Below are 11,160 nucleotides of genomic sequence, written 5' to 3'. Positions count from 1 at the left end.
GCTCAAGATCGCCCCTGACCTGACGCTGCCTGAACTCGACGGCATCGTGGCCGTGGCTCGCAGGCGTGCGATCGACGGCATGATCGTCTCCAACACCACTGTCGCACGGCCGGACAGCCTGCGGGGAGCCTCTCGCGGCGAAACCGGCGGCCTCTCGGGCCGACCGCTCTTTGCGTCCTCGACCCGCATCCTCGCCGAGACCTATCGGCGCGTCGAGACGCAGTTCCCGCTGGTCGGTGTCGGCGGCGTCGACTCCGCTTCCGCCGCCTTCGCCAAGATCAGGGCCGGCGCCAGCCTGGTGCAGTTCTATTCGGCGATGGTCTTCAAGGGGCCCGCCCTCGTGAGCGAGGTCAAGACGGGGCTGGTGCGTGAGGCCCGCCGTGCCGGGGCGAGCCGGATTGCGGACCTAGTCGGCCGCGATGCCGAGGCGATCGCGCGGGGAGAGGGGCTGTAAGGCGCAGCCAGCGTCTCGGGCCGTGGCGCTCACGCCATGGCCGGCTTGCGCCGCATCCGATGTTCTAGCCTTCTGTGTTTGCATCGGCTTTCCCGAAAGCCGCAATCCACTTTTCGGGCCGATGCTTTAGCGCCGCGAGGCGAACAGGCGAGAGAGCAGCCAGATCGGGACCACGACCAGCGCTCCTGCGAGCACCCATTGGCCGACCTCGCGCACGGCGCCAAAACCGAGATCACCAAGCGACCGCAGGAAGCGCGCCACGGCGTCGAAAAGTCCGCGCGGCGTCAGCCCGAGAAAGGCCATGGCGGCGCCGACGAGCAGTGAAATGAAGATCAGCCGGACAAGAACGCTGAGAAACGAACCGCCCAGGAAGTGATCGAGATTGCCATTGGCCATTGCCGGAATTCCTATCGATAGACGAGACGGGCCATAGAACGGTTGAACCGCGCCTGAATGGCGAACAGCCGCCTCATCGGAACGCTCAGATCGTCGCCGACGCGCCCGCCGTCGCCCATGCCGTTCCCGCGATCTTCGAGGCGGCTATCACGGCCTGCGTACGGCTGTCGACATTGAGCTTGGTCAAGATGGCCGAAACATGRGCCTTCACCGTCGCCTCGGAGACCCCGAGCTCATAGGCGATCTGCTTGTTCAACAGCCCTTCCGAGAGCATCATCAGGACACGGACCTGTTGCGGCGTCAGCGTCGACAGCCGCCGCACCATGTCGGCGATCTCGGCATCGACCGGCGCTGAAAGATCGACCCCCGGCGGAGTCCAGACGTTGCCCTCGAGCACCGCTCGAATGGCCTCGCCCATCTGCTCGACCTCGGCCGTCTTCGGCAGGAAGCCAAGCGCCCCGAACTCGATGCAACGGCGGATCACAGCCGGGTCGTCATTGGCCGAGACGACGATGACCGGGATTTCCGGGTGATCGGCCCGCAGGAACAGCAGGCCGGAAAAACCCTGGACGCCGGGCATCGTCAGATCGAGCATGACGAGATCGGCGTCCCCGTCCTCGGCCAGCGCTTTCGTCAAAGCCTCGAGCGAACCAACCTCGCTCACTTCCGCCCCTTCCAACGCATGCGATACGGCCTGACGCAAGGCGCCGCGAAAGAGCGGGTGGTCATCTGCGATGACGATATGCGTCGGTGTTTGCCGGTTCATGCTGTCATCCCCTCCACAGCCCTGCCTATTCTGCCCCATAGGCGGGCGCAGGCTCAAGCATTTCAAGCCGATAAGACGGTATGAGCGCTGCAAACCGGCACGGAAGCCTGTGAACCAGAATGGCGCTTGCGGCAACGCAACAGAATATTCGCCTTTAGACTCCGGACCGACACTTCAGCCCTGCACCGGCAGGAGCGTCTCCAGCGCCTCGATACGGTCCGCCTCACGCGGCGGCTTATCCCAGCGAATGCGGCTGATCCGGGGAAAGCGCATGGCGAGTCCGGATTTATGCCGGGTCGAACGCTGCAGCCCCTCGAAGGCGACTTCCAGCACCAGTCCCTTGTCGGCTTCATGCGTGACCTCTCGCACCGGGCCGAAGCGGTTCAGCGTGTTGCGGCGCACGAAGCGGTCGAGCTCCAGCAACTCCTCGTCGGTGAAGCCGAAATAGGCCTTGCCGACCGGCACGAGTTCCTCGCCTTCCTCCGTCGTTCGCCAGACGCCGAAGGTGAAATCCGAATAGAAGGACGAACGTTTGCCGTGACCACGCTGGGCGTACATCAGCACGCAATCGACCAGCCGCGCATCCCGCTTCCACTTGTACCAATACCCTTTCGGCCGGCCGGGCAAATAGGGCGAATCAAGGCGCTTGATCATGCAGCCCTCGACGGCTTCGGCATCGACGCCGGCTCCAGAGGCCTCGGGGTCTGCGCGCGCGGCCGCCAGTTCCTCCCAATCGCTGAAGGCGATCGGCGGTGACAGATCCACCACTGCGGAGGACAGCCGCGCGACAAAGGCCACGAGCCGCTTGCCGCGTTCGGCGAGCGGCAAGTCGCGAATGTCCTCCTCGCCATCGACGAGCAGGTCATAGGCCCGGATATGAGCCGGATACTCCGCCAGCATCTTCGCGGTGACGCTCTTGCGGTTCAGCCGTTGCTGAAGCGTGTTGAAGCTCTGGACGGCATTCTCGCGGCGCACCAGCAATTCGCCGTCGAGTGCGCCGTCGAGAACGAGCGCCTCCGTGACATCCGGGAAGGAGGCGCCGATATCCTCGCCGGTCCGTGAATAGAGCCGGGTGATGCGGGCCCCATCGGCGCGCGTGCCGCTGACCGCCTGAACGCGGATTCCGTCCCATTTCCACTCGGCCTGGAACTCCGCCGGAACGAGCTTGTCGAAATCGCCCTCCTCGATCGGGTGCGAGAGCATGGCGGGGCGGAAGGGCGCCGGATCCGTCGCGGCCGGCCGCGGTCCCCTGCCTTCCAGCCAGGCGAAGAGCGGCTCATAGGGCGGCTCCAGCCCGTGCCAGACCTGCTCGATCTCGTCGGGCTCGACACCGCCGAGGCTCGCCGCTGCCGTCTTGGCGAGCCGGGAGGAGACCCCGATACGCAATGCGCCGGTGATGAGCTTGAGCAATGCCCAGCGTCCGGTCTCATCGAGCGCATCGAGCCAAGACGCGATCAGGCGGGGCAAGTCCGTCTTGCCGGAGTTTCGCAGGCCCGAGACGACATCGGGCAGGTGTGGCGCCGCATTCGCACCGTGCCGGGCCGGCCACATCAGGGCTATGGTCTCCGAGAGATCGCCGACATAGTCGTAGGATAGCGCAAACAGCACCGGGTCCGTACGCTCGGCGATCAGCGCCCGGATCAGGCCCGGCTTGGCGTTCTGGAACACCAGGCCGCCGGTCATCGCGGCCAGTGCCAGCCCCCGGTCCGGATCAGGCGTAGTGCGCAGGTAATCCGCGATCAGCGCGAGCTTCGCATTGCGGCGCGGTTCATAGGCAAGCCTGTCGAGCAACCAGGCGAAACGGTTCATCCTGCCCTCCCCCGCAGCAGTTTCAGGCAAACGTCAAGGCTGGCGCCGGGGCCCTGCCTGTCCCGAAATTCCCTCATCAGGCCATTCACCGGCGTTCAGTCTCCATTCATGAACGAAACCTTACCAGCCAAGGGAGCAGTCATGAGGATGTCGGGATGCGCGCCGCGATGCGGTTCTTTGCCGTGAATCTCATTGTGGCCTTGGCATTCGCAACGTTGCAGATCGGCAGCGCTGCAGCCGCGTCCTTTGAATGCCGGGAAACGCCGATGATGCAGGCGGCGATACCGCTCCCTGCCGTCGCAGCCAAGATCAGCCGCGAGCATAAGCTCGACATCCTGGCCATCGGCTCGTCTTCCACGGAAGGGATCGGCGCGTCCTCCAAGGACAAGAGCTACCCCGCCCGTCTGCAGAAGCTGCTTGGTCAGAGCTGGCCCAATGCCGCCATCAGCGTCACCAATGCCGGGATCGGGGGCGAAACCGCCCCGCAGACGATCGCGCGCCTGAAAAGGGCCCTGAGCGAGCGGCGCTATGATCTCGTCATCTGGCAGGTCGGCACCAATGATGCGGTGCAGGGTGGTGATCTCGCCGCCTTCGAGGCCATGGTCTCCGACGGCATCACGGCAGTCCGCCAGGCCGGCTCCGGTCTCGTGATCCTCGACCCGCAGTATTTTCCGACGGTGAAGGATCCCGAACGGTATCGCAGCTTTGTCGAGGCCATCGCAGACACGGCACGCAGCCGCTCGATCCCCGTTCTCTCGCGCTACAACACGATGCGCGACTGGCATCGGCGCGACGCCAATGCGTTCGCCGCGGTGCTCGCCAGTGACGGCTTCCATATGAGCGACACCGGTTACGATTGCCTGGCGCGGGACATGGCCGTCTCGCTGCTCGGCATGACGCTGCCCGGCCGCTCCCACACCGCGCAGGCCGCACAGTAGAGGCGGCTGCCGGCTGCTAGAGCTGCGCGGCATCGGCCGTCTCGCTCACGGTTTCGGCCTCGCCCTCGTCGCCATAGCCGACAAGATGCAGCGGCTTCGCGTTCAGTCCGACCGTCCCGCACCAATGGACCAATGCGTCGGCCTCACCATGGGTGACCCAGATCTCGCCGGCGCCGGTTTCTCTGATCGTTGCCTGAAGATCGCCCCAGTCGGCATGATCTGAAACGATCAGCGGCAATTCCACGCCCCTCTGCCGCGCTCTCGCCCGGATCCGCATCCAGCCAGACGCGAAGGCGGTCACGGGGTCCGGAAATTTCCGCGCCCAGAGATCCTGAATCGAGCTTGGCGGGCAGATGACGATCTCTCCGGCCAGCGCCTTCCGATCGCTCGCCGAAACCAGGCGCGTCTCCCCGACGGGAACTCCTTCCGAAGCGTAGAACTCCGTCAGGGTCTCGAGCGCACCATGGATATAGATGGGCCGCTCGTAGCCGGCCTCGCGGATCAGAGCCATGACACGCTGCGCCTTGCCGAGCGAATAGGCGCCGACGATATGCGTCCGCTCGGGAAAGAGCCTGACCGATTCCAGCAGCTTGGCGATTTCGGCACCGGCCGGCGGATGGCGAAACACCGGCAGGCCGAATGTCGCCTCGGTGATGAAGACATCACAGGAAACCGGTTCGAAACCGGCGCAGGTCGGGTCGCGTTCGCGCTTGTAATCGCCGGAGACGACGATCCGCAGCCCCTTGCTCTCGACCACGATCTGGGCGGAGCCAAGGACATGCCCTGCCGGGACGAAGCGGATATCGACCGGACCGATCGACGTCATCGCGCCCGGCACCGCCTCCTGCCGGCTCTGCGTAAAGCCCTCGCCATAGCGCAAGGCCATGATCGCCAGCGTCTCGCGCGTCGCCAGGACGGCGCCGTGTCCCGCCCGCGCATGGTCGGAATGGCCATGGGTGATCAGCGCCCGCGCCACCGGGCGAACCGGATCGATATGAATGTCAGCCAGCGGGCAATAGAGGCCGGCCGGCGTCGGGATCAACAGCTCCGAAGGGCGCATTGTCTGGTCTGGTGCATGGGCGTGAGATAAAGTCGATCGCTCATGGAAAAAATCCAGCCTCGTTTCTCGACGTCGTCCGGCGATCCCCGACTCGACCGCCGCTATGAATGGGCGGCCGCCGCGCTCTCCGAGGGAGACGCCGCAACAGCCGTCGATCTCCTCGATCAAACGCTCGGGGAGGCGCCGGGTTTCGTCGCGGCCTGGCATCTCTACGGCAAGGCCAAGGCGAAACTTGGCAGCAAGGAGGAGGCCGCGGAAGCATGGCGGCAATGCCTGGTTCTCGATGATGCGGATCATCTCGGCGCCAGGCTCGATCTCGCGCGCATCGGCGCGATTCCGGCGGAACTGGCCGCCTCCGATGCATTCTCCGGCCGTCTCTTCGACGAATACGCCGAACGTTTCGATAGTCACCTCGTAGAATCCCTGTCCTATCATGGTCCAGCCCTGCTGAAGGACGCACTTGCGCGGGCCTGTGCAGCGCAAAACCGCGCCCTGTCCTTCGCCATGACACTCGATCTCGGTTGCGGCACCGGGCTGATGGGCGAAGCGATCAGAGCCGAAACCGAGTTTCTCGCCGGCTGCGATCTCTCGGCCCGGATGATCGAGAAGGCGCGCGCCAAGTCACGCGATGACGGAGGCCCGCTCTATGACAAGCTCGCCGTGGCGGGCCTCGTCGAATTCCTCGCAAGCCGCCGCGATGCGTCGGCCGATCTGGTCATCGCGGCCGATGTCTTCGTCTATCTCGGCGAACTTGCGCCGGCCTTCGCTCAAACGGCGCGGGTTCTGACAGCCACGGGCCTGGTTGCCTTCACCGTGCAGGATCATGACGGCGAGGACGTGATCGTCGGTGAGGATCGTCGTTTCGCCCATGGCGAACGCTGGCTCCGGCGGCAGTTGTCCGAAGCTCGGTTGACGCCGCTCCTGCTGGAGGCCGCAAGCACGCGGAAGGACCGCGGGAAGCCGGTGCCGGGGCTGGTTGTGGTGGCGGCGCGCGCTTAGGCCAACGCAAGGTCTCAGGGTCCCATGGCCCAAAGGGGCGGGATTTCACTCTCGCCCCGCACCGCCTATCTCTATCCCGCATGGATGCCCCCGCCGCCTCCCTCCCGCCAGGATTCGCCGACTGGTTCGCTTATCGCGGCTGGACTGCACGCCCGCATCAGCTTGCATTGCTGGAAGAGGCGCGCGCCGGGCGCTCGACCCTGCTCGTCGCGCCGACCGGCGCCGGCAAGACGCTTGCGGGCTTCCTGCCCTCGCTGGTCGAGCTCAGCGAGGGCAATGGCCGCCGTGACGGCCTGCACACCCTCTACATCTCGCCGCTCAAGGCTCTCGCTGTCGACATCGCCCGCAATCTCGAGACGCCGATCCGGGAGATGGCGCTGCCGGTCACGGTCGAGACCCGCACGGGAGACACCTCCGCCGCCAAGCGCACCCGGCAGATCGCGCGACCGCCGGACATCCTGCTGACCACGCCGGAACAGCTCGCCCTCCTGGTCTCGCACCGGGATGCGAAGCCGTTCTTCGCCAGCCTCAGGCGCGTCGTGCTCGACGAGTTGCACGCGCTCGTCACCTCGAAGCGCGGCGACCTGCTTTCGCTCGACCTGGCGCGGCTGCGCAAACTCGCGCCAAAACTCTCGGCTGTGGGCCTCTCGGCGACGGTGCGCGAGCCGGCCGACCTGCAGCGCTATCTCGGCGGGGTCGGGACTTCGGCCGGGCTGGTCGCCGTCAAGGGCGGGGCAAGCGCGCGGATCGGCATCCTGCAATCCGCCAACCGCCTGCCGATGGCCGGGCACACCACCGGCCATGCCATTCGCGACGTCTACAAGGCGATCGGCGATCACCGCCTGACCTTGGTCTTCGTCAATACGCGCATGCAGGCCGAGTTCATGTTCCAGGGCCTGTGGAACATCAATGACGACAATCTGCCGATCGCGCTGCATCACGGCTCGCTCGACGCCCAGCAGCGCCGCAAGGTCGAGGCGGCGATGGCCGCGGGCAAGCTGAAGGCCGTCGTCTGCACCTCGACGCTGGATCTCGGCATCGACTGGGGCGATGTCGACCTGGTCATCAATATCGGCGCGCCGAAGGGCGCGAGCCGGCTGATGCAGCGCATCGGCCGCTCGAATCACCGCATGGACGAGCCGTCGCAGGCCCTGCTCGTTCCCTCCAATCGCTTCGAACTTCTGGAATGCCGCGCCGCCCTCGACGCTGTCGCTGAAGCCGCTCAGGACACGCCTGAGCCCCGTATCGGCGCGCTCGATGTGCTGGCCCAGCACGTGCTCGGCATCGCCTGTTCCGACGGTTTTGCTCCGGACGCGCTCTACGAGGAGGTGCGCACCGCGTCGCCCTATGCCGGCCTTGCGCGGGTCGATTTCGACGCCGTGGTCAATTTCGTCGCGACCGGCGGCTATGCCCTGCGCAGCTATGAACGCTTCGCCAAGCTCCGGCGGGGCAAGGACGGGCTCTTCCGCGCAAGCAACCCGCGCGTGATCCAGCAATATCGCATGAATGTCGGCACCATCGTCGAATCGACCATGCTCAAGGTCCGGCTTGGCCGGCTGCGCAGCGCAAGGCCCGGCCAGCCCGGCATGCTGAGCCGCGGCGGCCGTATCCTGGGTGAGATCGAGGAGTATTTCGCGGAGACGATGACGAGCGGCGACACCTTTGTCTTCGCAGGCGAGGTGCTCCGCTTCGAGGGTATCACCGAGAACGAGGTCGTCTGCTCGCGCACCAATCCGGGCACCGACCCAAAGATCCCGTCCTATGCCGGGGGCAAATTCCCCCTCTCGACCTTCCTCGCGGCCCGCGTGCGCGCCATGCTCGCCTCGCCGCAGGAATGGGCCAGGCTGCCGGACGAGGTGTCCTCCTGGCTGCATGCGCAAAGGCTGAAGTCGCGCCTGCCCAAACCCGGCGAGTTGCTGGTCGAGACCTTTCCGCGCGGTGGGCGGTTCTATCTTGTCGCGTACCCGTTCGAGGGCCGCCTCGCCCATCAGACGCTCGGCATGCTGCTGACGCGGCGGCTGGAGCGGGCCCGCATGAGACCGCTCGGCTTCGTCTGCAACGATTACGGTATCGCGGTCTGGACGTTGGGCGACATGTCGGCGGCGGTCGCCCGTGGAGCGCTCTCGCTCGACGAACTGTTCGCCCAGGACATGCTCGGCGACGATCTCGAGGCATGGCTCGCCGAATCGGCTCTGATGAAGCGCACCTTTCGCGCCTGCGCCATCATTGGCGGGCTGATCGAACGCCGCTTCCCCGGGCAGGAGAAGAGCGGCCGGCAGGTCACGATGTCGAGCGATCTCGTCTACGACGTGCTGCGCCAGCACGAGCCTGACCACGTGCTGCTGAAAGCCGCATGGGCCGACGCTGCAACAGGCTTGCTCGATATCCAGCGGCTCGCTCAAATGCTGACACGAATCAGCGGCCGGATCGTGCATCAGCCGCTGGACCATGTTTCGCCGCTCAGTGTTTCGGTAATGCTCGAAATCGGACGCGAGGCGGTTCATGGCGAGGCAGCCGACGAGATCCTGGCGGAGGCTGAAGCGATGATGCTCGAAGAGGCGATGGCGTGACGCTGCCCGCAACCAACGAATTTTCAGCCCGTGAGGCGGGAGCACTCATGCTCGGGCGGCTCGCAATCGTCCCCGATCTCTCGGGCGCGCTGTGGCTGCCCGAAGAGCGCACGCTCGTCGTAGCCGATCTGCATCTGGAAAAAGGCTCGGCCTATGCGGCGCGCGGCATCTTCCTGCCGCCCTATGATTCCGCGACGACGCTGGCGACGCTGACGGCCGCGATCCTGCGTCACGCTCCAGCGCGCGTCATCGCGCTTGGCGACAGCTTTCACGACCGCGGCGCGGAGGAGCGGATCAGCAGTGACGATCTGCGCTCCCTGCACCTGCTGCAAAAGGGCCGTGACTGGCTCTGGGTGACCGGCAACCACGACCCCGCGATCAGCCGGACGATGGGCGGCGAAACTGCGGCCTGCCTCGCGATTGCAGACGTCGTGCTGCGCCACGAACCCGATGCGGCTGAGGCCGGCTTCGAGATCGCCGGGCATCTCCACCCGGCGGCCAAGATCAGGATGCGCGGGCGGGCCCTGCGTCGCCGCAGTTTCGCGCTCTCCGGGCGGCGCTGCATCCTCCCGGCCATGGGCGCCTATGCCGGCGGGCTGAACCTTCGCGATGCCGCCTTCCGTCCGCTTTTTCGCGACGGTCTGACGGCGCATATGCTCGGCGACGGCAGGCTCTTCCGGATCGATCGGCAGTTGCTGCTGGCGGACTGATGCGGGGCCATCGTTCCCGGAGAGCGCCAGCGCACCCGGCTCTGAGCTGAAGCAATCTCTCCATTACCAATGGAGTGCTCGACAGCAGCAGGATCGCCGAGAAGGACCGGTTCCGACTTTTTCACATGCTGTTTGCCCGCTACGGGTTGCGTCCGGCGGGGGCTTGTGGCATCAGGACGCCGCTTCGGAACGACGCCGCGCCTGCCATCGCCGATTTCGCGATTGAACGGCGCTTCAAGGCTTACGGTCCTGCTGCGGTAGCTCAGTGGTAGAGCACTCCATTGGTAATGGAGAGGTCGAGAGTTCAATCCTCTCTCGCAGCACCAGCCCAACACGCCTGAAATCACGCAAATCAATGTGAGCATGGGTTACACACCCGCTTGGCGGTACGTGGGCGGCCGGTATGCCTGTTCTCACAGCTCGCCATCGCCGATATCCAAGGACCGGCATCCGTCCCTTGGAAATACCGATCGGACAGCCACCCCATCACAGATCGTCACATTGTGCTGAAACCGAGCCTCACGGACTGATCGCTCCGTCCTCCCATCGCGCTCGCGACCGCTGCTACCGTCAGACAGGCTCTGCGCGTGCCGTCACGGCCCCGCGCATCTTCTCAGTGTAGTCCGTCAAGCTCGGCCAGACCGAGGCGATGACGTCGAGTTCGGCCAGGGACGACATCGTGTCGCCCTGGGCCAATGCAGGACGCAGTCGTGCCTGGGCTGACAGGAGCGCTTGCCCCTCTGGCGTATTGCGCAGGCTTGCCTCGCCCAGCACCGTGAAGATCGGCGTCGCTTCGGTGCGCCCGCGAACGGCGATGCGGTCGAGTTCAAAGACAAAGAAGGCGTCCTCGATCGCGCGCGCGGTCCCGTCTCCGATGACGACCGGCACCGCGTAATCCTTGGTCACGCCCTCCAATCGCGACGCGAGATTCACGGCATCGCCCAGAACAGAGTAGTCGTAACGCCAGCGCGACCCGATATTGCCGACAACGCACATGCCGGTATTGACCCCCACTCCGACGGCAAGCGGCGGCAGACCGGGCTCCTCCATCTGGAGTTCCCCATTCAAGCGCTCGACCGCCTGCGACATTCTTAGCGCGGCGGCGATGGCAGCACTCGCATGGTTCGGATCGGACAGCGGCGCATTCCAGAATGCCATGACGCAATCGCCCATATATTTGTCGATTGTGCCACGGGCCTCCAGGACCTGTTCCGATAGCGCATCGAGAAGGCGGTTGATGATGCTGGTCAGCCGGATCGGGTCATCTTTCAGGCGCTCCGACAGGCTGGTGAAGCCACGCACGTCGCAGAACAGGACGCTGATCTCGCGCCGCTCGCCGCCCAGCTTCAACGAATCGGGATTGCGCGCGAGTTCCTCGACCAGATCGGGCGTGACGTAGCGGGAAAAAGCCTGCGAAACGGCGGCGCGCAGCCGGCGCTCGCGGGCGTAGTCGATGCC

General features: G+C 65.6%; 10 protein-coding genes and 1 tRNA gene. 6 read left to right on the top strand and 5 right to left on the bottom strand.

The annotated features are described in order from the left end of the window. The coding region (locus AC1DRP_RS29760) for a dihydroorotate dehydrogenase (RefSeq protein ID WP_476770363.1) at positions 1-454 on the top strand (454 nt) is incomplete at its 5' end. A gap of 126 nt (positions 455-580) precedes the next feature. On the opposite strand, the gene AC1DRP_RS29755 is transcribed toward AC1DRP_RS29760, so the two are convergent. The 3 genes from AC1DRP_RS29755 to AC1DRP_RS29745 all read right to left on the bottom strand — a co-directional run bounded on the left by AC1DRP_RS29755 (position 581) and on the right by AC1DRP_RS29745 (position 3,425). Continuing rightward, positions 581-850 carry a DUF6460 domain-containing protein gene (locus tag AC1DRP_RS29755; protein ID WP_069877667.1) on the bottom strand — a complete coding sequence of 90 codons (270 nt, stop codon included), beginning with the start codon at positions 848-850 and terminating at the stop codon, positions 581-583. 85 nt (positions 851-935) lie between these two features. Then, positions 936-1,616: a response regulator gene (locus tag AC1DRP_RS29750; protein ID WP_441490143.1), complete on the bottom strand. Its 681-nt coding sequence runs from the start codon at positions 1,614-1,616 to the stop codon at positions 936-938. A gap of 174 nt (positions 1,617-1,790) precedes the next feature. Continuing rightward, positions 1,791-3,425, bottom strand: a complete 1,635-nt coding sequence (locus tag AC1DRP_RS29745) for a cisplatin damage response ATP-dependent DNA ligase (protein ID WP_441506024.1) — start codon at positions 3,423-3,425, stop codon at positions 1,791-1,793. Between the two features lie 155 nt (positions 3,426-3,580). On the opposite strand from AC1DRP_RS29745, the gene AC1DRP_RS29740 reads away from it, so the two are divergent. After that, a complete protein-coding gene (locus tag AC1DRP_RS29740; RefSeq protein WP_441490145.1) occupies positions 3,581-4,363 on the top strand; it encodes an SGNH/GDSL hydrolase family protein in 783 nt (260 codons plus the stop codon). 16 nt (positions 4,364-4,379) lie between these two features. Here the strand turns inward: AC1DRP_RS29740 and AC1DRP_RS29735 are convergent, their stop codons facing one another. After that, positions 4,380-5,423: a ligase-associated DNA damage response exonuclease gene (locus AC1DRP_RS29735; protein WP_441490146.1), complete on the bottom strand. Its 1,044-nt coding sequence runs from the start codon at positions 5,421-5,423 to the stop codon at positions 4,380-4,382. 42 nt (positions 5,424-5,465) lie between these two features. On the opposite strand from AC1DRP_RS29735, the gene AC1DRP_RS29730 reads away from it, so the two are divergent. The 4 genes from AC1DRP_RS29730 to AC1DRP_RS29715 all read left to right on the top strand — a co-directional run bounded on the left by AC1DRP_RS29730 (position 5,466) and on the right by AC1DRP_RS29715 (position 10,028). Beyond that, on the top strand, positions 5,466-6,422 hold the full coding sequence (locus tag AC1DRP_RS29730; RefSeq protein WP_441490147.1) for a class I SAM-dependent DNA methyltransferase: 957 nt from the start codon (positions 5,466-5,468) through the stop codon (positions 6,420-6,422). A gap of 80 nt (positions 6,423-6,502) precedes the next feature. Beyond that, the gene (locus AC1DRP_RS29725) at positions 6,503-8,992 is read left to right on the top strand and encodes a ligase-associated DNA damage response DEXH box helicase (RefSeq protein WP_441506022.1); all 2,490 of its coding nucleotides are present in this window, start codon (positions 6,503-6,505) and stop codon (positions 8,990-8,992) included. A 47-nt stretch (positions 8,993-9,039) separates the two neighbouring features. Next, on the top strand, positions 9,040-9,702 hold the full coding sequence (pdeM, locus tag AC1DRP_RS29720; RefSeq protein WP_441506134.1) for a ligase-associated DNA damage response endonuclease PdeM: 663 nt from the start codon (positions 9,040-9,042) through the stop codon (positions 9,700-9,702). 251 nt (positions 9,703-9,953) lie between these two features. After that, a tRNA-Thr gene (locus AC1DRP_RS29715) sits at positions 9,954-10,028 on the top strand. A gap of 244 nt (positions 10,029-10,272) precedes the next feature. Here the strand turns inward: AC1DRP_RS29715 and AC1DRP_RS29710 are convergent. Then, a partial coding sequence (locus AC1DRP_RS29710; RefSeq protein WP_476770362.1) for an adenylate/guanylate cyclase domain-containing protein occupies positions 10,273-11,160 on the bottom strand: 888 nt, incomplete at its 5' end.

It is taken from the genome of Allobosea sp. 01N443 (assembly GCF_056399325.1).
This window is presented reverse-complemented; position numbering and strand designations above follow the sequence as displayed.

Bases quoted from the DNA above. Each gene is read 5' to 3' on its own strand.
- AC1DRP_RS29730 (WP_441490147.1), top strand. From the start codon at position 5,466: ATGGAAAAAATCCAGCCTCGTTTCTCGACGTCGTCCGGCGATCCCCGA.
- AC1DRP_RS29735 (WP_441490146.1), bottom strand. From the start codon at position 5,423: ATGCGCCCTTCGGAGCTGTTGATCCCGACGCCGGCCGGCCTCTATTGC.
- AC1DRP_RS29745 (WP_441506024.1), bottom strand. From the start codon at position 3,425: ATGAACCGTTTCGCCTGGTTGCTCGACAGGCTTGCCTATGAACCGCGC.
- pdeM (WP_441506134.1), top strand. From the start codon at position 9,040: ATGCTCGGGCGGCTCGCAATCGTCCCCGATCTCTCGGGCGCGCTGTGG.
- AC1DRP_RS29740 (WP_441490145.1), top strand. From the start codon at position 3,581: ATGCGCGCCGCGATGCGGTTCTTTGCCGTGAATCTCATTGTGGCCTTG.
- AC1DRP_RS29755 (WP_069877667.1), bottom strand. From the start codon at position 850: ATGGCCAATGGCAATCTCGATCACTTCCTGGGCGGTTCGTTTCTCAGC.
- AC1DRP_RS29725 (WP_441506022.1), top strand. From the start codon at position 6,503: ATGGATGCCCCCGCCGCCTCCCTCCCGCCAGGATTCGCCGACTGGTTC.